Origin of the sequence: Hydrogenophaga sp. OTU3427, from assembly GCF_038440225.1 — a bacterium.
Taxonomy (GTDB): Bacteria; Pseudomonadota; Gammaproteobacteria; order Burkholderiales; family Burkholderiaceae_C; genus Hydrogenophaga.
Window position 1 is genome coordinate 113,019 of sequence record NZ_JASATI010000009.1, and the last position, 26,942, is coordinate 139,960.

At 67.4% G+C, this 26,942-nt stretch carries 26 protein-coding genes and 1 tRNA gene; 13 read left to right on the forward strand and 14 right to left on the reverse strand.

Going from position 1 to position 26,942, the window contains the following annotated elements:
* The first annotated feature begins 94 nt into the window (after positions 1-94).
* On the forward strand, positions 95-1,723 hold the full coding sequence (locus AAHB17_RS07990; RefSeq protein ID WP_342130009.1) for a methyl-accepting chemotaxis protein: 1,629 nt from the start codon (positions 95-97) through the stop codon (positions 1,721-1,723).
* 76 nt (positions 1,724-1,799) lie between these two features.
* Here AAHB17_RS07990 and AAHB17_RS07995 read toward each other — a convergent pair.
* Positions 1,800-1,876: transfer RNA gene (locus AAHB17_RS07995), tRNA-Pro, on the reverse strand.
* 26 nt (positions 1,877-1,902) lie between these two features.
* Positions 1,903-2,832, reverse strand: coding sequence for a polyprenyl synthetase family protein (locus tag AAHB17_RS08000; RefSeq protein ID WP_342130037.1), 930 nt, complete (start codon positions 2,830-2,832; stop codon positions 1,903-1,905).
* Between the two features lie 231 nt (positions 2,833-3,063).
* Here AAHB17_RS08000 and rplU point away from each other — a divergent pair, with 231 nt between their 5' ends.
* The 4 genes from rplU to proB all read left to right on the forward strand — a co-directional run bounded on the left by rplU (position 3,064) and on the right by proB (position 5,978).
* Positions 3,064-3,375, forward strand: a complete 312-nt coding sequence (rplU, locus tag AAHB17_RS08005; RefSeq protein WP_342130010.1) for a 50S ribosomal protein L21 — start codon at positions 3,064-3,066, stop codon at positions 3,373-3,375.
* Positions 3,376-3,399: 24 nt separating this feature from the next.
* Positions 3,400-3,657 (forward strand): 50S ribosomal protein L27, encoded by a 258-nt coding sequence (gene rpmA, locus AAHB17_RS08010; protein WP_342130011.1) that lies wholly within the window; start codon positions 3,400-3,402, stop codon positions 3,655-3,657.
* A 72-nt stretch (positions 3,658-3,729) separates the two neighbouring features.
* Complete coding sequence (gene cgtA, locus AAHB17_RS08015) at positions 3,730-4,794, forward strand: Obg family GTPase CgtA (RefSeq protein WP_342130012.1); 1,065 nt, start codon at positions 3,730-3,732, stop codon at positions 4,792-4,794.
* A gap of 56 nt (positions 4,795-4,850) precedes the next feature.
* The gene (gene proB / locus AAHB17_RS08020; protein WP_342130038.1) at positions 4,851-5,978 is read left to right on the forward strand and encodes a glutamate 5-kinase; all 1,128 of its coding nucleotides are present in this window, start codon (positions 4,851-4,853) and stop codon (positions 5,976-5,978) included.
* Between the two features lie 52 nt (positions 5,979-6,030).
* On the opposite strand, the gene AAHB17_RS08025 is transcribed toward proB, so the two are convergent.
* Both AAHB17_RS08025 and AAHB17_RS08030 read right to left on the reverse strand, forming a co-directional pair.
* The gene (locus tag AAHB17_RS08025) at positions 6,031-6,543 is read right to left on the reverse strand and encodes a CNP1-like family protein (RefSeq protein ID WP_342130013.1); all 513 of its coding nucleotides are present in this window, start codon (positions 6,541-6,543) and stop codon (positions 6,031-6,033) included.
* Between the two features lie 5 nt (positions 6,544-6,548).
* On the reverse strand, positions 6,549-7,217 hold the full coding sequence (locus tag AAHB17_RS08030; RefSeq protein WP_342130014.1) for an RNA pyrophosphohydrolase: 669 nt from the start codon (positions 7,215-7,217) through the stop codon (positions 6,549-6,551).
* A 114-nt stretch (positions 7,218-7,331) separates the two neighbouring features.
* Between AAHB17_RS08030 and AAHB17_RS08035 the strand changes: the two genes are divergently transcribed.
* Together AAHB17_RS08035 and AAHB17_RS08040 are read left to right on the forward strand one after the other, a co-directional pair.
* Positions 7,332-9,077 carry a proline--tRNA ligase gene (locus AAHB17_RS08035; protein WP_342130015.1) on the forward strand — a complete coding sequence of 582 codons (1,746 nt, stop codon included), beginning with the start codon at positions 7,332-7,334 and terminating at the stop codon, positions 9,075-9,077.
* Positions 9,074-9,703, forward strand: a complete 630-nt coding sequence (locus tag AAHB17_RS08040) for a lytic transglycosylase domain-containing protein (RefSeq protein ID WP_342130016.1) — start codon at positions 9,074-9,076, stop codon at positions 9,701-9,703. The genes AAHB17_RS08035 and AAHB17_RS08040 overlap by 4 nt, the downstream gene beginning before the upstream one ends.
* Positions 9,704-9,715: 12 nt before the next feature.
* Here AAHB17_RS08040 and AAHB17_RS08045 read toward each other — a convergent pair whose 3' ends face one another.
* From AAHB17_RS08045 to hemA, 5 genes are all read right to left on the reverse strand, one after another.
* Complete coding sequence (locus AAHB17_RS08045) at positions 9,716-10,720, reverse strand: AAA family ATPase (protein ID WP_342130017.1); 1,005 nt, start codon at positions 10,718-10,720, stop codon at positions 9,716-9,718.
* Between the two features lie 251 nt (positions 10,721-10,971).
* On the reverse strand, positions 10,972-11,295 hold the full coding sequence (gene grxD, locus AAHB17_RS08050) for a Grx4 family monothiol glutaredoxin (protein ID WP_342130018.1): 324 nt from the start codon (positions 11,293-11,295) through the stop codon (positions 10,972-10,974).
* Positions 11,296-11,326: 31 nt separating this feature from the next.
* A complete protein-coding gene (prmC, locus tag AAHB17_RS08055) occupies positions 11,327-12,169 on the reverse strand; it encodes a peptide chain release factor N(5)-glutamine methyltransferase (RefSeq protein ID WP_342130019.1) in 843 nt (280 codons plus the stop codon).
* Positions 12,170-12,175: 6 nt separating this feature from the next.
* Entirely contained in the window at positions 12,176-13,282 is a 1,107-nt protein-coding gene (prfA, locus tag AAHB17_RS08060) for a peptide chain release factor 1 (RefSeq protein WP_342130020.1), read from the reverse strand.
* Between the two features lie 76 nt (positions 13,283-13,358).
* Positions 13,359-14,630, reverse strand: coding sequence for a glutamyl-tRNA reductase (gene hemA, locus AAHB17_RS08065; protein WP_342130021.1), 1,272 nt, complete (start codon positions 14,628-14,630; stop codon positions 13,359-13,361).
* Between the two features lie 31 nt (positions 14,631-14,661).
* Here hemA and AAHB17_RS08070 point away from each other — a divergent pair, with 31 nt between their 5' ends.
* Complete coding sequence (locus AAHB17_RS08070) at positions 14,662-14,958, forward strand: hypothetical protein (protein ID WP_342130022.1); 297 nt, start codon at positions 14,662-14,664, stop codon at positions 14,956-14,958.
* A 7-nt stretch (positions 14,959-14,965) separates the two neighbouring features.
* On the opposite strand, the gene ugpQ is transcribed toward AAHB17_RS08070, so the two are convergent.
* The 5 genes from ugpQ to ugpB form a co-directional block, all read right to left on the reverse strand.
* Positions 14,966-15,700: a glycerophosphodiester phosphodiesterase gene (ugpQ, locus tag AAHB17_RS08075; protein ID WP_342130023.1), complete on the reverse strand. Its 735-nt coding sequence runs from the start codon at positions 15,698-15,700 to the stop codon at positions 14,966-14,968.
* Positions 15,697-16,713 (reverse strand): sn-glycerol-3-phosphate import ATP-binding protein UgpC, encoded by a 1,017-nt coding sequence (locus AAHB17_RS08080; RefSeq protein ID WP_342130024.1) that lies wholly within the window; start codon positions 16,711-16,713, stop codon positions 15,697-15,699. The genes ugpQ and AAHB17_RS08080 overlap by 4 nt, the downstream gene beginning before the upstream one ends.
* A gap of 9 nt (positions 16,714-16,722) precedes the next feature.
* Entirely contained in the window at positions 16,723-17,577 is an 855-nt protein-coding gene (ugpE, locus tag AAHB17_RS08085; RefSeq protein ID WP_342130025.1) for a sn-glycerol-3-phosphate ABC transporter permease UgpE, read from the reverse strand.
* Between the two features lie 155 nt (positions 17,578-17,732).
* Complete coding sequence (gene ugpA, locus AAHB17_RS08090; RefSeq protein WP_342130026.1) at positions 17,733-18,614, reverse strand: sn-glycerol-3-phosphate ABC transporter permease UgpA; 882 nt, start codon at positions 18,612-18,614, stop codon at positions 17,733-17,735.
* A gap of 101 nt (positions 18,615-18,715) precedes the next feature.
* The gene (ugpB, locus tag AAHB17_RS08095; protein WP_342130027.1) at positions 18,716-20,032 is read right to left on the reverse strand and encodes a sn-glycerol-3-phosphate ABC transporter substrate-binding protein UgpB; all 1,317 of its coding nucleotides are present in this window, start codon (positions 20,030-20,032) and stop codon (positions 18,716-18,718) included.
* A 227-nt stretch (positions 20,033-20,259) separates the two neighbouring features.
* On the opposite strand from ugpB, the gene AAHB17_RS08100 reads away from it, so the two are divergent.
* The 5 genes from AAHB17_RS08100 (at position 20,260) to AAHB17_RS08120 (ending at position 26,875) form a co-directional block, all read left to right on the forward strand.
* Positions 20,260-24,126, forward strand: coding sequence for an FAD/FMN-binding oxidoreductase (locus AAHB17_RS08100; protein WP_342130028.1), 3,867 nt, complete (start codon positions 20,260-20,262; stop codon positions 24,124-24,126).
* On the forward strand, positions 24,123-24,545 hold the full coding sequence (locus AAHB17_RS08105; RefSeq protein ID WP_342130029.1) for an HIT family protein: 423 nt from the start codon (positions 24,123-24,125) through the stop codon (positions 24,543-24,545). Before AAHB17_RS08100 ends, AAHB17_RS08105 begins: the two co-directional genes overlap by 4 nt.
* 18 nt (positions 24,546-24,563) lie before the next feature.
* Positions 24,564-24,980: a DUF971 domain-containing protein gene (locus AAHB17_RS08110; RefSeq protein ID WP_342130030.1), complete on the forward strand. Its 417-nt coding sequence runs from the start codon at positions 24,564-24,566 to the stop codon at positions 24,978-24,980.
* A gap of 128 nt (positions 24,981-25,108) precedes the next feature.
* Positions 25,109-25,840: a bifunctional demethylmenaquinone methyltransferase/2-methoxy-6-polyprenyl-1,4-benzoquinol methylase UbiE gene (ubiE, locus tag AAHB17_RS08115; protein WP_342130031.1), complete on the forward strand. Its 732-nt coding sequence runs from the start codon at positions 25,109-25,111 to the stop codon at positions 25,838-25,840.
* Positions 25,841-25,888: 48 nt separating this feature from the next.
* Positions 25,889-26,875: a Tim44 domain-containing protein gene (locus tag AAHB17_RS08120; protein WP_342130032.1), complete on the forward strand. Its 987-nt coding sequence runs from the start codon at positions 25,889-25,891 to the stop codon at positions 26,873-26,875.
* Positions 26,876-26,942: the final 67 nt, after the last annotated feature.

A 26,942-nucleotide genomic window follows, 5' to 3' on the forward strand; every position in this document is an offset into this window, starting at 1 on the left:
CAACGGTCTCAAACTGGATCGCATCCGCCGCCCTGACCACCTCGACCGATGTGGCCGTGGCGGTGCCATTTGATCCAACCCCCAATTCCTGAACATGAGATTGTTGCCTTCGCTGCGCATCGGTGCGCGGCTCGCGTTGGCGTTTGGTGCCGTCCTGCTGTTGCTGCTGGCCGTGGCGGCGGCGGCTGTGCTGGGTATCCAGGCCCTGGCCAGCAGCGGTGAAACCTTGTACCGCCAGCGCACGGTGCCCCTCGTCCGGCTGGCCGATGTCAACGCCCTGCTGATGCGCAACCGCGTGCTGGTCATGGACATGCTGATCGATCCCGGCACGGCCAACATCGAGCGCCGCTCCAAGGAACTGCGCGACAACAACGGCAAGGTCCGCCTGGCCTGGAATGGCTACCGCGAGAGCGCCGACGTGGCGCAGGCATCGGCGCTGATGGACGCTTTCGAGCCGGTGTTCTTGGCCTACATGGACCAGGGGCTGGGGCCGGCCGCGCAGGCCGCCTCGGAGGGGCGTTACGACGACACGGTGGCGCTCTACAGCGAAACGATCAGCCCCATGGCCCCCAAGGTGGCCGAGCTGATGGGCAGGCTCACGGCCCATGAGGTGGCGATGGCTCAGCGCGAATTCCAGCAGGTGGAGCACGTGGCCAGCCGCACCCGTGGGCTGATGTGGGCCGGTGCGCTGCTGGCCGTGGTGCTCGGCGTGTGGCTGGCCTGGGCCATCAGCCGCTCGGTCACGCGGCCACTGCGCCACGCGGTGAGCGTGGCCAACGCCATCGCCGCCGGGGACTTGCGCCAGTCCATCCCGGTGTCGGGCCGCGACGAGTGCGGCGATCTGCTGCGTGCGCTGCAGGCGATGTCCGGACAACTGCACCACGTGGTCTCGCAGGTGCTGGAGGTGAGCCGCAGCGTGGCCGCCGGCGCCGCCGAGATGTCGGGCGGCACGGCGGATCTTTCCGCCCGCACCGAGCGCCAGGCCGCCGCCCTGGAGGAGACCAGCGCCGCCATGGAAGAGCTGACCACCCTGGCCGAGCAGGGCGCCAACGCGGCCGTGCGCACCAGCGAGCTGGCCACCACCGCCAGCGGGGCCGCTCGCGAAGGTGGCGCCGTGGTCGGCCAGGTGGTGACCACCATGAACCGGATCAGCGACAGCTCGCGCCGCATCGGCGACATCATTGGCGTGATCGATGGCATTGCTTTCCAGACCAACATCCTGGCGCTCAACGCGGCGGTGGAGGCGGCGCGCGCGGGCGAACAGGGGCGCGGCTTTGCCGTGGTGGCGGGCGAGGTGCGTGCCCTGGCGCAGCGCAGCGCCCAGGCCGCGCGCGAGATCCAGGCCCTGGTCGGCGGCAGCATCGAGCAGGTGGCCGAGGGCGCGCGCCTGGTGCAGGACGCGGGCGACCGCGTCACCGGCATCGTCGAGCAGGTCGACCAGATCCGTGAACTGATCGAAGGTGTCACCGGTGCCAGCCGGCACCAGAACGCGGCCGTGCTGCAAATCGCGGAACACATCACGGTGCTGGACCAGAACACGCAGTCCAACGCGGCCCTGGCGGAGCAAAGCTCGGCGGCGGCCGAAAGCCTGCGCCGGCAGGCCGACCGCCTGATCGACGCCATGGCCCAGTTCCAGGTGGGCCAGCACGACGTGCCGACACATGTGCCTCGGCTGGGGGTTCGCGCGGCGAAGACCACTGTGCCCAGGCTGGCCGCGGCCTGACGCGGCCCCACCCAGAAACAACAAAGCCCCATGTGTGTTGGGGCTTTGTTGTTTCCTTGGGCGGAAAGGAAAAATCTGGTCGGGGTGAGAGGATTCGAACCTCCGGCCTCTACGTCCCGAACGTAGCGCTCTACCAGGCTAAGCTACACCCCGATGGTGTCACTGTCGAATGGCTCAGCTCAATGTCTGCGCGTCAACAGGTCAGCCGCTAATTGTAGCAAACCTTCTTGGTAGTCATTTTTCGGCAGCTGGGCCGCTGCGGCCATGGCGCGTTGCGCCTCGCTTTCCGCCGCGGCGCGGGCGCGGTCCAGCGCGCCGGTGCGCCGGATCACGGCGGCGATGTCGGCCAGGTGCGTGGCGTCGCCGTTTTCGATGGCGTGCCGGATCAGGGCCTGTTCGTCGGGTGTGCCGAGCTTGAGGGCCCAGATCACCGGCAAGGTCATCTTGCCTTCGCGCAGGTCATCGCCCAGGTTCTTGCCCAGTTCTTCGGCCTGACCTTCGTAGTCCAGCACGTCGTCGATGACCTGGAAGGCCGTGCCCAGGGCCTGGCCGTAGGTGGCGCAGTGGGTCTCCAGCGCTTCGTCGGCGCCGGCCAGGATGGGCGCGAGCCGGGCGCTGGCTTCGAACAGCTTGGCGGTCTTGGAGCGGATCACGCGCAGGTAGGCCTGTTCGTCGAGGTCGGCGTCGTGCATGTTCATCAGCTGCAGCACCTCGCCTTCGGCGATCACGTTGGTGGCGTCGGCCAGCACCTCCATCACCCGCATCCGGCCCACGTCGACCATCATCTGGAAGGCGCGCGAATACAGGAAGTCACCCACCAGCACGCTGGCGGCGTTGCCAAACACCTCGTTGGCGGTCTGGCGGCCGCGGCGCAGGGTGGACTCGTCGACCACGTCGTCGTGCAGCAGGGTGGCGGTGTGGATGAACTCGACCACGGCGGCCAGCGTGTGGCGGTGCGGACTGTCGTGGCCCAGCGCACCGGCCACCAGCAGCAACAGGGCGGGGCGCAGGCGCTTGCCGCCAGCGGAAATGATGTAGCGGGCGACCTCGCCGACCAGCGGCACTTCGGAGTCCAGGCGCTGCGCGATCACCGTGTCCACGGCGCGCATGTCGTCGGCAATGAGGGAGAGGGCCTGAGCGGTGCTCGATGCGGGGGGGGTGGAAGACAAGGTGGAAGGCCTGCAGATGTTTGACCGATTATAAAAAGGCGCTCCGGGGTGTCGGGGCGCCTTTCCGTTTGTCGGGCGGCTCGTTGCGGCAAACTTATGTTGGCGCTATAATCTTCGGTTCGGTGGAAATTCGTTCGCCGATACACCTTCACAGGTTTTTCAGAGGTTCATATGTACGCGGTCATAAAAACCGGTGGCAAGCAGTATCGCGTTGCCGCTGGCGAAAAAATCAAAGTAGAACAGATTGCTGCGGAAGTGGGCCAAGAGATCGTGATCGACCAGGTTCTGGCTGTCGGCAATGGCAGCGAGATCAAGGTGGGCACGCCCTTGGTTTCCGGCGCAACTGTTACGGTCACGGTGCTCTCGCACGGTCGTCACGACAAGGTCCGCATCTTCAAGATGCGCCGTCGCAAGCACTACCAGAAGCGCCAGGGTCACCGTCAGAATTTCACCGAGCTGCAGATCGCTTCGATCGCTGCTTGAGGCATGTTTCAGGAGTAAAGCGACATGGCACAGAAAAAAGGCGGCGGCTCTACGCGAAACGGCCGTGATTCCAAGCCAAAGATGCTCGGTGTCAAGGCTTTCGGCGGTGAACTGGTGAGCGCAGGCTCCATCATCGTGCGTCAGCGTGGCACCAAGTTCCACCCCGGCACCAATGTCGGCGTGGGCAAGGACCACACCCTGTTTGCCACGGCCGATGGCCACGTTCAATTCGCCATCAAGGGCGAACTGAATCGCCACGTGGTGAGCATCACGCCGGTCTGACCTGACGGGCGTTGTTTGTCCAAAAGGCCCGCCTTGCGGGCCTTTTGCGTTTGTACTTTCTAGAATACGGCCATGAAGTTTGTCGACGAAGCCTTTATCGAGATCGCCGCTGGCGACGGCGGCAATGGCTGCTCGTCCTTCCGGCACGAGAAGTACAAGGAGTTTGGTGGCCCCGACGGCGGTGACGGCGGCCGGGGTGGCCACGTCTACGCGCTGGCCGACGTCAACCTGAACACCCTGGTCGACTTCCGCTACACCCGCAAGTTCGAAGCGCAGCGCGGCGAACACGGCAAGGGATCGGACATGTTCGGCGTCAAGGGCGACGACATCGTCCTCAAGCTGCCGGTGGGCACCATCATCAGCGACGCCGAAACCGGCGAGGTGCTGTTCGAGCTGCTGCAGCCCGGTGAGCAGATCCTGATCGCCAAGGGTGGCGACGGCGGCTTCGGCAACATGCGCTTCAAGAGCGCCATCAACCGCGCGCCGCGCCACAAGACACCCGGTTGGCCCGGTGAGCGCCGCAGCCTCAAGATGGAACTGAAGGTGCTGGCCGACGTCGGCTTGCTGGGCATGCCCAACGCCGGCAAGTCCACGTTGATCGCGGCCATCTCCAACGCCCGCCCCAAGATCGCCGACTACCCCTTCACGACCCTGCACCCCAACCTGGGCGTGGTGCGCGTGGGGCCGGAGAAGAGTTTTGTGGTGGCCGACGTGCCCGGCCTGATCGAGGGCGCGAGCGAGGGCGCCGGCCTGGGCCACCAGTTCCTGCGCCACCTGCAGCGCACCCACCTGCTGCTGCACGTCATCGACATGGCGCCCTTCGACGATTCGATCGACCCGGTCGCGCAGGCCAAGGCCATCGTCGGCGAGCTCAAGAAGTACGACAAGGCGCTCTACGACAAGCCGCGCTGGCTGGTGCTCAACAAGCTGGACATGGTGCCGGCCGACGAGCGCGCCGCGCTGGTCAAGGACTTCGTCAAGCGCATGCGCTACAAGGGCCCGGTGTTCGAGATTTCGGCCCTGACACGCGAAGGCTGCGAGCAGCTGGTGCACAAGATTTACGACCACATCGTGGCCACGCGCCAGGCGGCGTTGCCGCCGGTGGATGTGGATCCGCGTTTCCCTACCGCCGCCTGAGCATGTCCGTCGCACACGACACCCCCGTCGCCACGTCTTCCGCCCTGTTGCCGCCGCTGACCGAGTCGGTGCTGCGCCAGGCGCGCCGCATCGTGGTCAAGGTCGGCTCCAGCCTGGTCACCAACGAGGGCAAGGGCCTGGACGAGGCGGCCATTGGTCACTGGTGTGTGCAGCTCAGCGCGCTGGTCAGGGAAGGGCGCGAGCTGATCATGGTCAGCAGCGGCGCCGTGGCCGAAGGCATGAAACGCCTGGGCTGGACCACCCGCCCGAAGGAAATCCACGAGCAGCAGGCTGCTGCCGCGGTGGGTCAGATGGGGCTGGTGCAGATGTACGAGTCCAAGCTGCGCGAGCAGGGCATGGGCAGCGCGCAGGTGCTGCTCACCCACGCCGACCTGGCCGACCGCGAGCGTTACCTCAACGCCCGCTCGACCCTCTTGACCTTGCTGCAGCTGGGCGTGGTGCCGGTGATCAATGAAAACGACACCGTGGTCAACGACGAGATCAAGTTCGGCGACAACGACACTCTGGGTGCGCTGGTGGCCAACCTGGTCGAGGCCGATGCGCTGGTGATCCTCACCGACCAGAAAGGCCTGTACACCGCAGACCCGCGCAAGGACCCCGAGGCGCAGTTCGTGTTCACGGCCCGCGCGGGCGATCCGGCCCTGGAGGCCATGGCGGGCGGCGCCGGCAGTGGCATCGGCAAGGGCGGCATGATCACCAAGATCCTGGCGGCCAAGCGTGCGGCCGGGTCCGGCGCCTCCACCGTGATCGCCTGGGGCCGCGAGCCCGACGTTTTGCTGCGCCTGGCCGCGGGCGAGCCCATCGGTACCTGCCTGGTGGCACAAACGGCCAAGAGCCAGGCCCGCAAGCGCTGGATGGCCGACCACCTGCAGCTGCGTGGCGCGGTGGTGGTGGACGAGGGCGCGGTGGCCAAGATCGTGGAAGAGGGCAAAAGCCTGCTGCCCATCGGCATGACCGGTGTGGACGGCGAGTTCTCGCGTGGCGACGTGATCGCGGTGCGTGACGCCCGCGGCCTGGAGATCGCGCGCGGGCTGGCCAACTACGCCAGCTCGGAAGCCCGGCTGATCTGCCGGCGCGCGTCGGGCGATTTCGAGCGCCTGCTGGGTTACGCGGCCGAACCCGAAATGATCCACCGCACCAACCTGGTGCTGATGCGCGGCTGACCGCGCCAGCGCCCGGCGTCCGCCGCCGGGGTGTCAGAACGTCAACACGTTTTCAGCGCACGCGCTCGTCGCCGATGAGTTTGCCGCCGCGCTGCAGGTCGGCCAGCATGCGGGCCACCGGCGCGTTGGGCGCGCGGCCGTCACACAAGGCGGTCTGGGCCAGGCGCAGCGCCACCCGCGAGGTGGCGATCCCGGACAGGATGCGCCAGCTGTTTGGGGTCACGGCCACCCAGCGTTGTTCGCTGCTGTTCCAGCGTGCGTAGGTGGTGGCCTCGCCCGTTTCGCAGCGAAGGCCTTCGAACAGTGCGTTTTCTGCACCGCTGCGGCTGCTGGCGAGCACCACGTAGCGCACCACGCCGTCACTGCCAATGGCGAGACTGGTCGCATCGAGGTGGTAGGCCAGTTCGGAGCCGGCGCCCACGCTGAAGGGAATCAGGCGCTCGCGGGACAGGCCCGCCGGTGGCGGTACATCCTGTTCGCGCCAGTGGGTCTGGCCGTGTGAGGCGCCGGTGCACAGCACCCCACAGGCGAGGGCCAGCGCGGCCCGCACCCAGTGCCTTGGCATGACATTCATCCGCGGGAGCTTTCGAGTCGGCTGGTGTCGGCCGGGGTGTTGTTGTCGGCCTGCTTGAGCCCGCCCGCCTGGGGGTCGGGGTCGAAGCTGGCGCCCGGGGGCAATTCCAGCCCCATGGGCACGGTGGCCGGGCCGCCGTCCTCGGGGTAGCGGTTGCGCACGCCGCCACGCAGGTAGCGGTTGCGCGTGTCGGTGCGGGGCAGGTAGCGCGCCAGTTCGGTCAGCGCCATTTCGTAAACGCCGCGCTTGAACTCGACCACCACGTCCAATGGCACCCAGTAATCGTTCCAGCGCCAGGCGTCGAACTCGGGGTGGTTGGTGGCACGCAGGTTGAGATTCCAGTCGTGCCCCACCAGGCGCAACAGGTACCAAATCTGCTTTTGGCCCTTGTAATGCCCACGGGCATCGCGCCGTATGTAACGGTCTGGCACTTCGTAGCGCAACCAGTCCCGCGTGCGGGCCACGATCGCCACGTGCTCCGGCATCAGTCCCACTTCTTCGTGGAGTTCCCGGTACATGGCCTGCTCGGGGGTTTCGCCCCGGTCTATGCCGCCTTGCGGAAACTGCCAAGAGTGGGTGCGTATGCGCTTCCCCCAGAACACCTGGTTTCGCTGGTTGAGCAGAATGATGCCGACATTGGGCCTGAAGCCTTCTCTGTCAAGCATAATCAACCCCAAATTTTTGAACTGTCTTCATTATGCACCGCAGTGCGCATGAAATGAAGCATTCACGCCGCTTGCCGGCCATTTCTCCCCCCGTTTGCCCTCTCTCGCCCGCCCATGAAAGCCTCGCAGTTTTTCGTCTCCACGTTCAAGGAAGCCCCATCCGACGCCGAGGTGGTGAGCCACCGCCTCATGATGCGCGCCGGCATGATCAAGAAGCTGGGCGCCGGCATCTACACCTACATGCCCATGGGCCTGCGCGTCATCCGCAAGGTGGAGCAGATCGTGCGCGAGGAAATGGACCGGGCCGGCGCGGTGGAGCTGACGATGCCGGTGGTGCAGCCGGCCGAGCTGTGGCAGGAGACCGGGCGCTTCGAAAAGATGGGGCCCGAACTGCTGCGCATCAAGGACCGGCATGACCGTGACTTTGTGGTGCAGCCGACCAGTGAGGAAGTGGTCACTGACATCGCCCGCCAGGAGTTGCGCAGCTACAAGCAGTTGCCCAAGAACTTCTACCAGATCCAGACCAAGTTCCGCGACGAGCGCCGGCCGCGGTTTGGCCTGATGCGCGGGCGCGAATTCATCATGAAGGACGCCTACAGTTTCGACCGCGACCGCGACAGCGCGCAGGCCAGCTACCAGGTGATGGCGGCGGCCTACCGCCGCATCTTCGACCGCTTTGGCCTGACCTACCGCGCCGTGGCCGCCGACAGCGGCGCCATCGGCGGCGACTTGAGCGAAGAATTCCAGGTGATCGCCGCCACCGGCGAGGACGCCATCGTCTACTGCCCGGGCAGCGACTACGCCGCCAACATGGAAAAGGCCGAGGCCCTGGCGCCGGCCGGTCCACGCCCGGCGGCGGCGGCGGCCCTGGCCAAGACGCCCACGCCCGGCAAGGCCACCTGCGCCGACGTGGCCGAACTGCTGGGCGTGCCGCTGGCCACCACGGTCAAGTCCCTGGTGCTGGCCACCGACGAGATCAACGAACGCGATGAAATCGTCAAGAGCACGGTCTGGCTGCTGCTGCTGCGTGGCGACCACGACATGAACGAAGTCAAGGTCGGCAAGCTGCCGGGCCTGGACATGGGTTTCCGCTTCGCCACCGTGGCCGAGATCGAAGACCACTTTGGCTGCAAGCCGGGCTACCTGGGTCCGCTCAAGCTCAAGAAGCCGGTGCAGGTCGTGGCCGACCGCGAGGTGGCGGTGATGGCCGACTGGATCTGCGGCGCCAACGAAGTGGATTTCCACATGACCGGCGTCAACTGGGGCCGCGACCTGCCCGAGCCCGATCTCGTGGCCGACCTGCGCAACGTGGTGGCCGGCGATGCCTCGCCAGACGGTAAGGGCGTGCTCGCCATCGAGCGGGGTATCGAGGTGGGTCACGTGTTCTACCTCGGCACCAAGTACAGCCAGGCCATGAACGCCACCTTCCTGGACACCGACGGCAAGCCCAAACACTTCGAGATGGGCTGCTACGGCATCGGCGTGACCCGCCTGCCGGCGGCGGCCATCGAGCAGAACCACGACGAGCGCGGCATCATCTGGCCCGACGCCATCGCGCCCTTCAGCGTGGTGATCTGCCCCATCGGCATGGACCGCAGCGAGGCGGTGAAGGCCGCCGCCGAACAGCTGCACGACGAGCTGGCCGCGGCCGGCGTGGACGTGCTGCTGGACGACCGTGGCGAGCGCCCGGGTGCCATGTTCGCCGACTGGGAGCTGATCGGCGTGCCCCACCGCGTGACCATCGGCGACAAGGGGCTCAAGGACGGCGTGGTCGAGTACCAGCACCGCCGCGAGACCGAAGCGACCAAGCTGACCTTGGCCGACATCCGGGCCCACATCCAGGGCCGCCTGGTGGCATGATGCCGCCGCTGGGCCCTGGCAGGCGGCGCCTGCTGGGTGCGGCGGGGGCCTGGGCGCTGGCGGGCACCTGGCCGACGGCCGTGGCGGCCGGCCAGCTTGAAGAGCCGCTGGCCGACTCGGTGCGCAGTGCCCTGTCCTCGGCCATCGCCAGTTCGGCGCCGCCAGTGCCCGATTTCCACAGCACCGAAGCCCGGTTGGCCTACCTGCGCTGGCTCGGACGCGCGAGCGAGCGCCTGGTGCGCCGCCAGCCCGACCTGCAGCACCGCGTCGAGTTCCTGCAGACCGTCTGGTACGAGAGCCGCCGCGCCGGCCTGGACACCTCGGTCGTGCTGGGGCTGATCCAAGTCGAGAGTGCCTTTCGCAAGTTCGCGATTTCCAGTGTGGGTGCGCGAGGATACATGCAGATCATGCCATTTTGGGCGCGTTTGATCGGCGATGGCGACGTGGGTAAGCTGTTTCACATGCAGACCAACCTGCGTTTTGGCTGCGTGATCCTGCGCCACTACCTGGACCGCGAGAACGGTGACCTGTTCATGGCGCTGGGCCGCTACAACGGCAGCCGGGGACGGTCGCCGTACCCCAACGCGGTGTTCGCGGCGCAAAAGGGCTGGGTGGTGGTCGGCTGAGGGCGGCGCCGTTCACTGCAAAAACCCCATGCGCGACTTGTTGCCACCGGCACGTGGCAGGTCATCCGCTCCGATGGCATCGCGCTGGTCGAGCCGCGCGTTGCCAAAACCGGTCATCAGCGCACGGCGCATCTCGCGTGGCGCCAATGTTGCCAGCTGGTCCAGCACGTCGTCGCTCGGTTCGTCGGCAAAATGCCGGCCCCAGTCGTGTTCGTCGCGTATCGTGCGGTAAAGATGGCTCGCAATGCGCCGGGCGGCCTCTGGCGTGGGGGCCTCGATCTCGTAGACGTTCATGCGGTTGCGGATGGGCTCCGGGATGCCGCGCTCGTCGTTGGCGGTGGTGATCCAGATCACCTGGCTGGCGTCCACCGCCACCTCGGCGAACTCGTCCACAAAACGCTGGGCGGTGTCGTGTTCCAGCAGGCTGTAGAGCGCGCCCAGCGGGTCGTATTGCGCGTCGGCGCTGGCCTTGTCGATTTCGTCCACCACGATCACCGGGTTGGCGTACTGGCCATCCACCAGCGCTTCGAACACCTTGCCCGGTTTGGCGCCCTTCCATTGGGAAGATGAACCGGACAACAGCCAGCCGGCGGTCATGGAGCTCATGGGCACCAGGCTCATGCCGGTGCCCAGCAGCTCGGCCAGCTGGCGGGCGAAGTGGGTCTTGCCCACGCCGGGCGGGCCCAGCAGCAGCATGGGCGTGACTTCCAGCGCGTCGCGGCTGTCCTGGCTCAGGGCGACGTGGCGTTTCACATCGTCCAGCACCTCGGTGAAATTGGGCAGCAGGTCGTAGAGCGGCTCCATGCGCGGCACGCCCGAGGGTTTGACCGCAAAGCGCTGCGGGCCGCGCTCCAGCATGCGTTCGTAGGTGGCGCGCAGGCTCTCGTGTTCGCGCTCGCCGCCGCTGGCCTGCAGCTTGATGAGCTTGCGCTTGACCTCGTCGGCATGGAACACACTGCGCATGTGCGCAATCGGCAGGTTCAGGTCGCTGGTGGCGACCAGGCTGTTCGAGCTCATGGCTTCCTCCTTGAACAAATCAACCGCGGGGACCACGGTTTTCATTCAAGCACAAGCCGTGCCTGCGCTCAACGCGGAAAAGGCCGGATGAGCGGGGTGTGTTGCCTTTTGATCAAAGGATCCAGGCCATGAGATGGCCGTTGTCCGCGTGTCTTTCCTGGGAGACACCGCCGGGCCGGCTGTGCCGGACGGCTGGTGTCGCCTCTTGAAGGGGATGCGGCCACGCGCAGCGGGCAAACAAACGGGTGGGTTTAAGCCTGCCCGCTGATGACTTGCTGCAGTTCACCCGACTCGTACATCTCCATCATGATGTCCGAGCCGCCGATGAACTCACCCTTGACGTAGAGCTGGGGGATGGTGGGCCACTGGCTGTAGTCCTTGATGCCCTGGCGGATGTCGGGGTCGTCCAGCACGTTGACGGTTTTCAGGCCCTTGGGGTCGACGCCGCAGGCCTTGAGGATCTGGATCGCGCGGCCCGAAAAACCACACATGGGGAAGCTGGCGCTGCCCTTCATGAAGAGGACGATGTCGTTGGTCTTGACCAGCTGGTCGATGCGCGTTTGTGCGTCGCTCATGGAATCGCTCCGAAAAAGGTGAATGGGTGGATTATCCCCGCCCGGGCCATCGGCCGCCGCTGCACCGCTCCAAGCCCGCCAGGTCGGTGCGGCTGTTCACGGCGGAAAAGCCGGCGTCCTGCAGCAGGGCGCGCACGGCGGCGCCCTGGTCGTGGCCGTGTTCCAGCAGCAGCCAGCCACCGGGCGCCAGGTGGGTGCCGGCCTGGGCCACGATGGTGCGGATGTCGTCCAGGCCGTCGGGCCCGCTGGTCAGGGCCGACAGGGGTTCGTGGGTGAGCGCGGCCAGGTGTGGGTCGGCCTCGGCCACGTAAGGCGGGTTGGAGACGATGGCATCAAACCGCACATCGGCGGGCAGTGGCTGGAACCACGAGCCGCCCCAGAAACGCACCGGCAGGCCCAACCGCTGTGCGTTGGCCTGGGCCACGGCCAGGGCGCCCGCGCTGGCGTCGACCGCGTGCACCTCGGCTTGCGGCCGCTGGTGCTGCAGGGCCAGGGCCACGGCCCCGCTGCCGGTGCCCAGGTCGACCACGCGCGGAGCCGTTTGGCCTTGCAGAACCGCCAGCGCCCAGTCGACCAGGGTTTCGGTGTCGGGCCGGGGGTCGAGCACACGGGCATCGACTTGCAGGCGCAGGCCGTAGAAGGCCTTGCCGCCGGTGAGGTAGGCCACGGGTTCGCCCGCCGCGCGGCGCTGGCACAGGCCAGCCAGTTGTGCCGCCTGTGCCTCGGTCAGCGTGTCGGTGTCATGCGCCAGCAGCCAGGCGCGGTCGTTGGGGTCGCGGCCCAGGGTGTGCAGCAGCAGCAGTTGGGCGTCGATGCGGGCCAGGCCCAGCGCCTGGGCGTCGGTCAGGGCCTGCTTGTGCGTGGTGGCGGTCATGGTGGTTCAGCGCAGGCTGCCGTTGGGCGCCTGGGACTCCAGGTCGGCCAGCAGTTCGGCGCCGCGGGCCACCTGCAGCGCGTGCACGATGTCGCCGAGGTCGCCCTCCATCACCTGGCCCAGCTTGTAGAGCGTGAGGTTGATGCGATGGTCGGTCAGGCGACCTTGCGGGAAGTTGTAGGTGCGTATGCGATCGCTGCGGTCGCCGCTGCCCACCAGGCCCTTGCGCAGCGCGGCTTCCTTGGCGGCGCGTTCGCTGCGTTCCTTTTCCTGGATGCGCGCCTGCAGCACCTGCAGGGCCTTGGCCTTGTTGCTGTGCTGGCTGCGGCCGTCCTGGCACTCGGCCACGATGCCGGTGGGCAGGTGCACCACCCGCACGGCGGAGTCGGTCTTGTTGATGTGCTGGCCGCCGGCGCCGCTGGCGCGGAAGGTGTCGATGCGCAGGTCGGCCGGGTTGAGCTTGACGGCTTCGGTCTCGTCGGGTTCGGGCATCACCGCCACGGTGCAGGCGCTGGTGTGGATGCGGCCCTGGGTTTCGGTTGCGGGCACGCGTTGCACGCGGTGGCCGCCCGACTCGAAGCGCAGGCGGCCGTAGGCGTGGTGGCCGACGATGCGCAGCACCAGCTCCTTGTAGCCCCCCAGTTCGCTGGGCGACTCGCTGATGACCTCGACCTGCCAGTGCTGGCTGTCGGCGTAGCGGGTGTACATGCGCGCGAGGTCGCCCGCGAACAGGGCCGATTCGTCGCCACCGGTGCCGGCGCGGATTTCGAGAAAGGCGTGGCGCTCGTCGTCGGGGTCCTTGGGCAGCAGCATCAGCTGCAGTTCGGTGTCCAGCGCCGCCAACTCGGCCTGGGCGCTGTCGATTTCCTCGGCGGCCATGGCCGCCATGTCGGCATCCGCATCGCCGGCCATGGCCTGGGCCGCCGCCAGGTCACGCTCACGCTGCTGGTGGCGCAGGTAGACCTGCACCAGTGCGTCGGTGTCGGCGTGTTCCCGGGTCAGCTGGCGAAAACGCGCCATGTCGCTGGTGGCGTCGGGCGCGCTCAGCAGCGCGTCCAGCTCGTGCAGCCGCAGGCGCTGGCGTTCAAGGGTGTCGCGGAGAAAGGGTTTCACTTGAGGTGGGGCGTTGGGTTTCAGCGTGGGGCGAGGCGTGTCCACAAGGAACGCGCCGTGCCTGGCGTTCAACCGCCTAGAGTTGGTCGCGCAGGAACAGGCGCGAGACGGTCTGGGCCGTGGCTTCGCGGGTCGGCGCGTCGCCGGTGTGCAGTTCCGCCAGGGTGCCGTGCAGCATCTTCTGGGTCAGGCCCTTGGCCAGGGCCTCCATCACGGCTTCCACATCCTCGCCCTTGGCCAGGCGCTTGCGGGCGCGCACCATCTCCACCTCGCGCCACTGCTCGGCCTGCTGGTGGATCTGCTGGATCAGCGACACCACACCGGCCTTGGGGTCGCGCTGCTGCATCCAGTGCATGAAGCTCTGCACGCCGGCGTCGATGATGGCCTCTGCCTGGGCCACGGCGGCCTGGCGGTTGTCGCGCCCGGTCTGAACCACGGCGGCCAGGTCGTCCACGGTGTAGAGGTAGACGTCCTCGAGTGCCTTGACCTCTTGTTCGATGTCGCGCGGCACGGCCAGGTCGACCATGAACATGGGGCGGTGCCGGCGGCGCTTGAGCGCGCGCTCCACCGCGCCCAGGCCAATGATGGGCAGGGTGCTGGCGGTGCAGCTGACCACGGCGTCGTACTCGTGCAGGCGCTCGGGCAGGTCGGCCAGGCGCAGCACCTCGGCGCCGAAGCGGCCGGCCAGGGCCTCGCCACGCTCCAGCGTGCGGTTGGCGATCGCCATGCCCTTGGGGTTCTTGGCGGCGAAGTGGGTGGCCGCCAGCTCGATCATCTCGCCCGCGCCCACGAACAGCACCTTGATGTCGCGCAGGTCTTCGAACAGCTGACCGGCCAGGCGCACGGCGGCGGCCGTCATGCTGATGGAGTGGGCGCCGATCTCGGTCGAGCTGCGCACCTGCTTGGCCACCGCGAACGAGCGCTGGAACAGCTGGTGCAGCGTGGTGCCCAGGGCCCCAGCGTCGTCGGCGGCGCGCACCGCGTCCTTGAGCTGGCCCAGGATCTGGGCCTCGCCCAGCACCATGCTGTCGAGCCCGCTGGCGACGCGGAAGGCGTGCCGCGCGGCTTCGTCGCCCTGCAGGATGTAAGCGTGGCTGCGCAACTCGTGGGGGCTCACGCCGCCGGCCTGGGCCAGCCAGGCGATGGCCTGGTCCAACGACTGTCCTTCGGCGGAGCAATAGATCTCGGTGCGGTTGCAGGTCGAGAGCAGGGTGGCCTCGGGTTCGCGCGACATGGCGGCACGAAAACGCTGCAGGGTGGGTGGAATTTGGTCGAGCGGAAACGCGAACCGCCCGCGCAAATCGAGTGGCGCGGTGTGGTGGTTGATGCCGAGGGCCCAGACGCTCATGTGCCAGATTATAAAATTTCAGGCTGTTTCAATGAGAACCACCCCCATGGGCATCCACATCTGGGTTTTGCACCTGGCGAATTTCATCGCCCCCGCGCTGGGCGTGGCCGCGCTGCTGGCCCTGGTGTCGTGGTGGCTGCGGCCGGGAGCGCGCCTGTCCGACCCGGCCTGGCGGCAGGCACGCGGCCTGTTTGCCTGGGTCCTGGCCGGAGGTGTGCTGGCCTTGCTGGCCGGGTTGGTGTTCTTCGGGCGCGACGGCAAGATGGCCACCTACGCCGCCCTGGTGGTGGTGGCCGGCTCGGTCGCCTGGTGGCAGCACGGGCGCTAGTTGGCCCTCAAGCCGGTGCGAAGAGGTCCACGCGGTCGGTGATGATGCCGTCGGTTCCCAGCGCCCACAGGCGGTCGGCGGTCGCCGCATCGTTGACCGTGTAGCTCAGCATGCGCCAGCCGGCGGCCCGCGCCTGGGCCACCAACGTGCTGTCCCACAGGGCGTGGTGGCAGACCAGGGCCACGCAGCCCAGCGCCTGTGCCTGGCTGTGCCAGCCGTGCCACAGGCTGTCGAGCAGCAGGCCACGCGGCAGTTCGGGCGCGGCCTGCTGGGCGGCGCGCAGGGCCTCGACCTGGAACGAGGTCAGCAGCGGCGGCACCGGCGCGCCGTGCCACAGGCGGGCGGCCTCGCGTGCCACCAACCCGCCAGTGTGGGCCTCGGTGCCGGGCGTGGGTTTGATCTCGATGTTGAGCAACACGCCGTTGGCCTGGCACCAGCGCGCCACGGCTTGCAGCGTGGGCAGGGTTTCACCGGCGTACTGGCGCGAATGCCAGGCGCCCGCGTCCCGCCGCGACAGGTCGATCCAGGGCCGCTCGCCCGCCGTGCCCTGGCCATCGGTGGTGCGCTCCAGCGTGGCGTCGTGCAGCAGGAAGGGCACGCCGTCGGCGCTGAGTTTCACGTCGCACTCGATCATTTTGTAGCCGTGCTGCGCCCCCAGGCGGAAGGCCGCCAGGGTGTTCTCGGGCGCCAGCTTGCCGGCGCCCCGATGGGCGATCCAGCGCGGATACGGCCAGGGGCTCATGTGTCGATGCGCCGGCCGGTCTCGGCATGGAAACGGTGCACCTGCTCGGGCCGCGACCACACCTTGACGGTGCTGCCCAGCGGCGGGGGCGCTTCGTCGGCGTGGGTGCGCACGATCATGCCTTCGTCGCCCAGGCGCAGGTAGATCAGGCGCTCGGCGCCCAGCATTTCGCTGGTTTCCACCTGGGCGCTCCAGCCGTCGCCCTCGGTGCCCATGCTCAGGTGCTCGGGCCGCACGCCCAGGATTTCGCCCGGCTGCACACCCGGCGCCTTCTGCAGCAGGTTCATGGGCGGCGCGCCCATGAAGCTGGCCACAAAGGTGGTGGCCGGACGGGCATAGACCTCCTCGGGCGTGCCGAACTGCTCCATCCGGCCGGCGTTCATCACGATCATGCGCTGGGCCAGCGTCATGGCCTCGACCTGGTCGTGGGTCACGAACAGGCTGGTGATGCCCAGTTCGCGGTGCAGCTTCTGGATTTCCAGCCGGGTCTGGGCGCGCAGCTTGGCGTCCAGGTTGGACAGTGGCTCGTCGAACAGGAAGACCTGGGGCTGGCGCACGATGGCGCGGCCCATGGCCACACGCTGGCGCTGGCCGCCCGAGAGCTGGCGCGGCTTGCGCTCCAGCAGGTGGCCCAGCTCCAGGATGCCGGCGGCCTTGTCGACCCGGGCCTTGATCTCGTCCTTGGGCACCTTGGCGATCTTCAGGCCGTAGGCCATGTTGTCGAACACGCTCATGTGCGGGTAGAGCGCGTAGTTCTGGAACACCATGGCGATGTCGCGCTCGGCGGGCTCCAGCTGGTTGACCACCCGCGGGCCGATCATGATCTCGCCGTCGGAGATTTCTTCCAGCCCGGCCACCATGCGCAGCAGGGTGGACTTGCCGCAGCCCGAGGGCCCAACGATGACGATGAACTCGCCGTCGGCGATCTCGGCGTTGACGCCATGGATGACCTGCAGCGACTGCTTGCCCTGGTGGTAACGCTTGACGACGTTCTTGAGTGTGATGGATGCCATGTGTGAGTCTTATTTTTCGGTATCGACCAGGCCCTTGACGAACCATTTCTGCATCAGGATGACCACCAACGCGGGGGGCAGCATGGCCAGGATGGCGGTGGCCATGACCACGTTCCACTCCACGTAGACCTCGCCGAAGATGGCGCGCTTGATGCCCAGCACGATGGGGTACATGTCCTCGCTGGTGGTCACCAGCAGCGGCCACAGGTACTGGTTCCAGCCGTAGATGAACTGGATCACGAACAGCGCGGCGATGCTGGTGCGCGACAGCGGCAGCAGCACGTCGAAAAAGAAGCGCATGGGGCCGGCACCGTCGATGCGGGCGGCCTCCACCAGTTCGTCGGGCACCGTCAGGAAGAACTGCCGGAACAGGAATGTGGCGGTGGCCGAGGCGATCAGCGGCACCGTCAGGCCGGCGTAGGTGTTGAGCATGCCGAGGTTGGACACCACCTCGTAGGTGGGGCCGATGCGCACCTCCACCGGCAGCATCAGGGTGACGAAGATCATCCAGAACACCAGGCCCCGGGCCGGGAAGCGGAAGTAGACGATGGCGAAGGCCGAGAGCAGCGAAATGGCGATCTTGCCGATGGCGATGACCATGGCGGTCACGAAGCTGACCCACAACATGGGCGCCACCGGCGCGATGGTGGCGCCGCCGCTGGTCTTGCCCCCGAACAGCGCCAGGCGGTAGCTTTCGAAGAAGTTGCTGCCGGGCAGCAGCGACAGCGGGTTGCTGGTGGACACCTGCTCCGCCGTCTGGGTGGAGCCGATGAAGGTGATGAAGACCGGGAAGGCCACCACCAGCACGCCCAGGATCAGGATGAGGTGGGCCAGGAAGGTCAGGCCGGGGCGTCGTTCGATCATGTCAGTTCTCCATCGTGCCGGAGCGCGACCCGCGACGCATGAAACGGTCGAACCGGGGGGCGCCGCCGGGCCGGCTCGGCCGGACGGCTGGGGTCGCCCCTTGAGGCGGATGTGGCCACGCGCAGCGGGCAAGCGACGGGGTGGTCTGTTTCACTTCAGTATTGAACTTTCTTCTCGACGAAGCGGAACTGGATGACGGTGAGCACCACCACGATCAGCATGAGGATCACCGACTGCGCGGCCGAGCCGCCCATGTCCAGCGCCTTGAAGCCGTCGTAATAGACCTTGTAGACCAGGATGGCGGTGTCCTTGCCCGGGCCGCCGTGGGTGGCGGCGTCGACGATGGCGAAGGTGTCGAAGAAGGCATAGACCACGTTGATCACCAGCAGGAAGAAGGTGGTGGGCGACAGCAGCGGGAAGACGATGGTCCAGAAGCGGTGCCAGGGCGAGGCGCCGTCGATGGTGGCAGCCTCGATCAGCGACTGCGGGATGGACTGCAGGCCAGCCAGGAAAAACAGGAAGTTGTATGAAATCTGCTTCCACACGGCGGCCATCACGATCAGGGCCATGGCGTGGTTGGGGTTGAGCAGGTGGTCCCAGGGCAGGCCCAGCCAGCGCAGGAAATAGGCGATCACGCCGTAAGGCGAGGCGAACATCAGCAGCCACAACACGCCGGCCACCACCGGCGCCACGGCGTAGGGCCAGATCAGCAGGGTCTTGTAGAAGCCGGCACCGCGCACCACGCGGTTGGCCATCACCGCCAGCAGCAGCGCGATGACCAGGCCCGAGACCGCCACCAGGCCGGAAAACAGCGCCGTGGTCTTGAACGAGGCCAGGTAGCTCTCGTCACTGAACAGGCGCTCGAAGTTCTCCAGGCCCACGAATTCGGTCGAGGTGCCGAAGGCATCCTGTGTGAGCAGGCTCTGGTAGAGCGCCTGTGCCGCCGGCCAGAAGAAGAACACCAGCACCACCGCCATCTGCGGCGCCACCAGCAGCCAGGGCAGCCACCGGGACTTGAAGCGAACGCGTTTTTCCATCTTTTTTTGATTGTGCGCTTGAAGAAAACACCCTCCCCCACGTGGCGGGGGAGGGCAGGGGTGGGGGTGCCGTCAGTGCAGCCGCAAGGCCAACAAGGGCGTCAGCCCTTGTTGGCTTTCTGGAAGCGCTCCAATTGCTCGTTGCCGCGCTTGATGGCCGTGTCGATGGCTTCCTTGGGTGCCTTCTTGCCCGACCACACGCCTTCCATCTCCTCGTCGATGATGGTGCGGATCTGCACGAAGTTGCCCAGGCGCACGCCCCGCGACTTGTCCGTGGTCTTGCGGATCATCTGGGTCACCGAGACATCGGTGCCGGGGTTCTTCTTGTAGAAGCCTGCCTTGTCGGTCATCTCGAACGAGGCCTTGGTCACCGGCAGGTAGCCGGTGCGCTGGTGGCTGGCGGCCGCCACCTCGGGCCTGGACAGGTGGGCGAAGAACTGGGCCACGCCCTTGTATTCCTCGGCCTTCTTGCCCGCCATGACCCACAGGCTGGCGCCGCCGATCACGGTGTTCTGCGGCGCGCCTGGAACGTCGGGGTAGTAGGGCAGGGTGCCGATGCCGTAGCCGAACTTGCCGTTGCGGACCACGTTGCCGTAGAGCGCCGACGAGCCGGTGGCCATGGCGCATTCGCCCGAGACGAAGGTGGCGTCGGCCGCGTTGCCCCGGCCCTTGTAGACGAACAGGCCCTGTTTGGCCATGTTGGCCAGGTTTTCGATGTGGCGCACGTGCAGCGGCGTGTCAAAGGTCAGGCGCGTGTCCAGGCCACCGAAGCCGTTGTTCTTGGTGGCGAACAGCACGTTGTGCCAGGCCGAGAAGCTTTCCAGCTGCGTCCAGCTGATCCAGCTGGTGGTGAAGGGGCACTTGTGGCCTGAGGCCTTGAGCTTGGCGGCGGCCAGGGCCACCTCGGGCCAGGTGGTGGGCGGCTTCTCGGGGTCCAGGCCGGCGGCCTTGAAGGCGTCCTTGTTGTAGTGGAAGACCGGGGTCGAGCTGTTGAAGGGGAAGCTCAGCATCTGGCCGTTGGGCGCCGTGTAGTAGCCGGCCACGGCGGGCACATAGGCACCGGCGTCGAAGGTGACGCCGGCCTTCTTCATGACCTCGGCCACCGGCACGATGGCGCCCTTGCTGGCCATCATGGTGGCGGTGCCGACCTCGAACACCTGCAGCACGTGGGGCGCGTTGCCGGCGCGGAAGGCGGCGATGGCGGCGGTCATGGACTCGTCGTAGCTGCCCTTGAAGGTGGGCACGATCTTGTAATCCTTCTGGCTGGCGTTGAAGTCCTTGGCCAGGTCGTTGACCCATTCGCCCAGGGCGCCGCCCATGGAGTGCCACCACTGGATCTCGGTTTGCGCGTGGGCACCGGTGACCAGGGTGGTGCCCAGGGCCAGGCCCAGGACCAGTCGTGAAAGTTGTCGTGTCATGGAGGCTCCAGTTGAAAAACAGTCAAATCCAGGAAGGTAGCCCTGGGAAATGGCAAAAGTATTTCAAGCCAGTGGCGCAACAATGACAACCGGGATTTCCACGAGAGCCGTGTCGCCTGGGCGCCTGGAACCCGCAAGCCCAGTGTGTGAATGCTGCGCTGCGGTACCATTCACGGCCCAGCCACGCCGGGCGGCTGCATCCGTCGCCCCAGCCCACGCCTCCCCCAATGAACGCCCCCTACCTGCCCGAGCCTTTGGTCGAAGCGACCACGGAAGCGCCGCGTCTGCGCGAGATCCCCTACAACTACACCTCGTTCTCCGACCGCGAGATCGTGATGCGGCTGTTGGGCTCCCGCGCCTGGGAGGTGCTCAACCAGCTGCGCCAGGAGCGCCGCACCGGGCGCTCGGCCCGCATGCTCTATGAGGTGCTGGGCGACATCTGGGTGGTGCAGCGCAACCCCTACCTGCAGGACGACCTGCTGGACAACCCCAAGCGCCGCCGCCTGCTGGTCGATGCCCTGCACCACCGCCTGAGCGAGGTGCAGAAACGCCGCCGTCCGCAGGACGACCCGGCGCGCGACGCCCTGGTGGCCGAGCTGGCCGAGGCGGCCAGCCGCGCGATCGAGGCCTTTGCCCGCCATTTCGACGACATGGCCAGCCTGCGCCAGCGGGTGGTGCGCGAGCTGCGCCGCCTGACCGCCAAGGACAACGTCAAGTTCGACGGCCTGTCGCGCGTCAGCCACGTGACCGACGCCACCGACTGGCGGGTCGAGTACCCCTTCGTGGTCCTGTGCCCCGACACCGAGGTCGAGATGGCCCTGCTGGTCAAGGGCTGCATCGAGCTGGGCCTGACCATCATCCCGCGTGGGGGTGGCACGGGCTACACCGGCGGCGCCATCCCGCTGACCTGGAAGAGCGTGGTCATCAACACCGAGAAGCTGGAGGCCATGACCGAGGTCGAGATGGTCGCGCTGCCCGGTATCGCCCACCCTGTGCCCACCATCTGGACCGAGGCCGGCGTGGTCACCCAGCGCGTGGCCGATGCGGCGGAGCGCGCCGGTTTTGTGTTCGCGGTCGACCCGACCTCGGCCGAGGCATCCTGCGTGGGCGGCAACGTCGCCATGAACGCCGGCGGCAAGAAGGCCGTCCTCTGGGGCACGGCGCTGGACAACCTGGCCAGCTGGCGCATGGTCACGCCGCAGGCGCAGTGGCTGGAGGTCACCCGTCTCGACCACAACCTGGGCAAGATCCACGACGCCGAGATGGCCAGCTTCGAGCTGAGATATTTCGAGGCCGACGGCAGGACGCCGGTGCGCAGCGAGCGCCTGGACATCCCCGGCAAGACCTTCCGCAAGGAGGGCCTGGGCAAGGACGTGACCGACAAGTTCCTCAGCGGCCTGCCCGGCATCCAGAAGGAGGGCTGTGACGGCCTCATCACCAGCTGCCGCTGGGTGGTGCACCGCATGCCCGAGCACACCCGCACGGTGTGCCTGGAGTTCTTCGGCAACGCGCGCGACGCCGTGCCCAGCATCGTCGAGATCAAGGACTTCATGTTCGCCGAGCAGAAGCGCTCGGGCGTGTTGCTGGCCGGCCTGGAACACCTGGACGACCGCTACCTCAAGGCGGTGGGCTACACCACCAAGAGCAAGCGCGGCGGTTTCCCCAAGATGGTGCTGATCGGCGACATCGCGGGCGACGATGCCGACGCCGTGGCCCGCGCCACCAGCGAGGTGGTGCGCATGGCGAACTCGCGCAGCGGCGAAGGCTTCATCGCCATCAGCGCGGAGGCGCGCAAGAAGTTCTGGCTCGACCGCAAGCGCACCGCGGCCATCAGCCGCCACACCAACGCCTTCAAGATCAACGAAGACGTGGTGATCCCGCTGCCGCGCATGGCCGAGTACACCGACGGCATCGAGCGCATCAACATCGAGCTGAGCCTGCGCAACAAGCTGCGCCTGTGCGACGAGCTGGAGGCCTTTTTCACCCGCGGCAACCTGCCCCTGGGCAAGACCGACGACGCCAGCGAAATCCCCAGCGCGGAGCTGCTGGAGGACCGCGTGGCCCAGGCCCTGGTGCTGGTGCGCGAGGTCCGCGCCCTGTGGGCCGGCTGGCTGCGCGATGTCGACGGCCTGTTCGCCGAGCTGCAGGACCACACCTTGCGCGCGAGCTGGAAGACCCAGATCCGCCTGCCGCTGCAGGGCATCTTCAGCGGCGCGGCCTTTGGCGCGCTGCTGGACGAATGCAACGCCATCCACAAGCGCGTGCTCAAGGGCCGCGTCTGGGTGGCCCTGCACATGCACGCCGGCGACGGCAACGTGCACACCAACATCCCGGTCAACAGCGACGACTACGAGATGCTGCAGACCGCCCACGAGGCGGTGGCCCGCATCATGGTGCTGGCGCGCAGCCTGGACGGCGTGATCTCGGGCGAACACGGCATTGGCATCACCAAGCTGGAGTTCCTGACCGAGGCCGAGCTGGCCCCGTTTGCCGACTACAAGCAGCGCGTCGACCCCGAGGGCCGCTTCAACAAGGGCAAGCTGCTGCGCAACGCCGAACAGGGCGACGTCCGCATGGCCGACCTGAGCCAGGCCTACACGCCCAGTTTCGGGCTCATGGGCCACGAGTCGCTGATCATGCAGCAGAGCGACATCGGCGCCATCGCCGACTCGGTCAAGGACTGCCTGCGCTGCGGCAAATGCAAACCGGTGTGCGCCACCCACGTGCCGCGCGCCAACCTGCTGTATTCGCCGCGCAACAAGATCCTGGCCACCTCGCTGCTGGTCGAGGCCTTCCTGTACGAGGAGCAGACCCGCCGCGGCATCAGCATCAAGCACTGGGAAGAGTTCGAGGACGTCGCCGACCATTGCACGGTCTGCCACAAGTGCCTGACACCGTGCCCGGTCAAGATCGACTTCGGCGACGTGACCATGAACATGCGCAACCTGCTGCGCAAGATGGGCAAGAAGAGCTTCCGCCCGGGCAACGCCGCCGCCATGTTCATGCTCAACGCCACCAACCCCGAGACCATCAAGCTGGCGCGCGCCGGCATGGTGAGCCTGGGCATGAAGGCGCAGCGCATCGCCCACGACGTGCTCAAGCTCGCCGCGCGCAAGCAGACCAGCGCGCCGCCGGCCACGGTGGGCCCCGCTCCGATCAAGGAGCAGATCATCCACTTCATCAACAAGAAGATGCCGGGCAACCTGCCCAAGAAGACCGCGCGCGCGCTGCTGGACATCGAGGACAAGGACTACGTGCCCATCATCCGCGACCCGCAGGCCACCACGGCCGACACGGAAGCGGTGTTCTATTTCCCGGGTTGTGGCTCCGAGCGCCTGTTCTCGCAGGTGGGCCTGGCCACGCAGGCCATGTTGTGGCACGCCGGCGTGCAGACCGTGCTGCCGCCGGGCTACCTGTGCTGTGGCTACCCGCAGCGCGGTTCGGGCCAGTTCGACAAGGCCGAGAAGATCATCACCGACAACCGCGTGCTGTTCCACCGCGTGGCCAACACGCTGAACTACCTGGACATCAAGACCGTGGTGGTGAGCTGTGGCACCTGCTACGACCAGCTGCAGGGCTACGAATTCGACAAGATCTTCCCCGGCTGCCGCATCATCGACATCCACGAGTACCTGCTGGAAAAGGGCATCGTGCTGGGCGACAAGGGCGCCTACCTGTACCACGACCCCTGCCACACGCCCATGAAGTTGCAGGAGCCGCTCAAGACCGTGAAGGCGCTGATGGGGCCCGACGTGCTGCAGAGCGCGCGCTGCTGTGGCGAGTCGGGCACGCTGGGCGTGACCCGGCCCGACATTTCCACCCAGGTGCGTTTCCGCAAGGAAGAGGAGCTGCGCAAGAACGAGGTGGCCCTGCGCGAAAGCGCCGGCCTCGACGCCAAGCAGAACCTCAAGATACTGACCAGCTGCCCGAGCTGCCTGCAAGGCCTGAGCCGCTACGGCGACGACCTCAACAACGGTTTGCTGGAGGCCGACTACATCGTGGTCGAGATGGCGCGCAAGATCCTGGGTGAGAACTGGATGCCCGACTACGTGGCCCGCGCCAACGCCGGCGGCATCGAACGCGTGCTGGTATGACCACCTGTGTCCTCTGCCACACCGACGGCGGCCTGCTGCTGCACCGCGCGCCCCAGTGGCGCCTGATCCGCGCCACCGACACGCCGGCCTACCCGGCCTTCTACCGCGTAATCTGGAATGCCCATGTGGCCGAGCTGTCCGACCTGCCGGACGCCGACCGCCAGGCCTGCATGGACGTGGTGGCCCGGGTCGAGCGGATCATGCGCGCCCAGCTGGCGCCGACCAAGATCAACCTGGCCGCCCTGGGCAACATGGTGCCGCACCTGCATTGGCACCTGGTCGCCCGTTTCGACTGGGACAGCCACTTTCCCGCACCGATCTGGGCCGCGGCCCAGCGCGACCCGGCGGACGACCGCCTGGCGGCCTTGACCCAGCAGTTGCCGGCGCTGGACCGCGCCCTGAGCGCCGCCTTCCACTGAACACACACGGAGACCCCCATGGCCGGCCTGACCCCAGAGACCCCCAGCCCCGAAGCCATCACCCTGCACAACAAGTCGCGGGTGCTGGAGGTCGGTTTTTCCGATGGCAAGACCTTCCGCATTCCCTTCGAGCTGATGCGGGTCTACTCGCCGTCGGCCGAGGTCCAGGGCCACGGCCCGGGTCAGGAAGTGCTGCAGACCGGCAAGCGCGAGGTGGCGGTGCTGGCGCTGGAGCCGGTGGGCAACTACGCCGTCCAGCCCACCTTCAGCGACGGCCACGAGAGTGGCATCTTTTCCTGGGACTACCTGTATTTCCTGGGCTCGAAAGAGGCCGAGCTGTGGGCCGATTACAACGCGCGCCTGCAGGCGGCCGGTGTCGACCGCGACGCGCCCATGCCCGAGAAATCCGGCCACGCCTGCGGTTCGCACCACTGAATCTGCGGCCCGCAGCCCATTTTGGGGCGCGCGGGCGCATGTTTGCTGGGCCGCTTTGGGGCAATTGTCCCGCCGCGCCACGCTGTCTTTGGTGTTCGCACCGGCGTGGTGCTCTACCATCTGCATCTATGTCCACCACCCATTTCGGCTTCAAGACCGTCGATGAGCGCGACAAGGCCGCGCACGTGCGCGGCGTGTTCGACGCGGTGGCGTCGCGCTATGACGTCATGAACGACCTGATGTCGGCGGGCCTGCACCGGGCCTGGAAACACTACACCGTCACCGTGGCCAACCCGCAGCCGGGCGATCGCGTGCTCGACATCGCCGGCGGCACCGGCGACCTCGGCCTGGCCTTCGCGCCCAAGGTCGGTCCCACCGGCCAGGTGGTGCACACCGACATCAACGAAGCCATGCTGCGTGAGGGCCGCACCCGCCTGATCGATGCCGGCGTGCTGCTGCCCACCACCGTCTGCGACGCCGAGCACCTGCCGTTTCCCGATGGCCATTTCGACATCGTCACCGTCGCCTTCGGCCTGCGCAACATGACCCACAAGGACGCTGCCCTGAAGGAGATGCAGCGGGTGCTGCGGCCGGGCGGCAAGCTGCTGGTGCTGGAGTTCTCCAAGGTGGCCAAGCCCCTGGAAAAAGCCTACGAGTGGTACACCTTCAACGTTGTCCCCAAGATGGGGCGCCTGGTGGCCGGCGACGAGGGCAGCTACCGCTACCTGGCCGAATCCATCCGCATGCACCCCGATCAGGAGACCCTCAAACGCATGATGCGCGAGGCCGGTTTCGGGCACGTGGACTACCACAACCTCACCGCCGGGGTGGTGGCCTTGCATGTGGGTATCAAGTGTTGATGGGTGTGTTGTTGCCCCACATCGGTGGTGTGGGCTGAAGGAACTGTCATGAAACTGTGGTCGGTGATTCTGGTGTGTGCCATGGCGATCGCCTCGCAAGAGGTGTCGGCCAAGCGCCTGGGCGGCGGGGCTTCGGTGGGCAAGCAGTCGTCCAACGTGAGCCAGCGCAGCGCCACGCCCGATGCACCGGGCACCTCGCCCACCGCACCCGCCAACGCGGCGGCGGCCAAGCCGGCAGCGCCTGCTGCGGCGGCGCCGGCGGCCGCGCCCAAGCGGCCCTGGGGCGCCATGCTGGGGGGCCTGGCTGCCGGTCTGGGCCTGGCCTGGCTGGCATCGGCCCTGGGTTTTGGCGAGGCCTTCGCCCAGTTCCTGCTGTTCGCCTTGCTGGCCTTGGTGGTCATGGCCGGCGTGGGCTGGTTCATGCGTTCGCGTGCCCACGGCCGAGCGGCGTCGGGTGCGGGGCGTCCGGCCTTTGCCTACCAGGGTGCCGACGCCGCCACGCCGCGTGGCTACAGCCCGCAGAACGTGGGCAACGACGCTTCGGCCCGGCCCTGGGAGCGCAGCACCATGGGTTTTGATGCCGGCTCGCCCGCCCTGGGCGGCGGCTCCCTGATCGGCGCCGCCGTCAATGGTGCGCAGAACTGGAGCATCCCGGCCGATTTCGATGTCGAGGGTTTCCTGACCGCGTCCAAGGCCAATTTCGTCAACCTGCAGGCCGCCTGGGACCGCTCCGACGTGCCCAGCCTGCGCGCCATGATGACCGACGAGATGCTGGAGCAGATCAAGGCCCAGCTGGCCGAGCGCGAGCAGCACACCGGCGGCGTGCCCAACAAGACCGAGGTGGTGATGCTGGACGCCCACCTGCTGGGCATCGAGGAACTGGACAAGGGCTACATGGCCAGCGTGGAGTTCTCGGGCCTGATCCGCGAGGATGTGTCCACCGGCCCCAATCCTTTCCGCGAGGTCTGGAACATCACCCGGCCCAAGGCCGGCCCCGGCGGCTGGCTGGTGGCGGGCGTGCAAGCCTTGCAGTGATTTGGCACACCCCTGCGGGCCCCCCCGCGGGGCGGCCCCCCCCCCCACGGGGGCCCCCCCCCCCCCC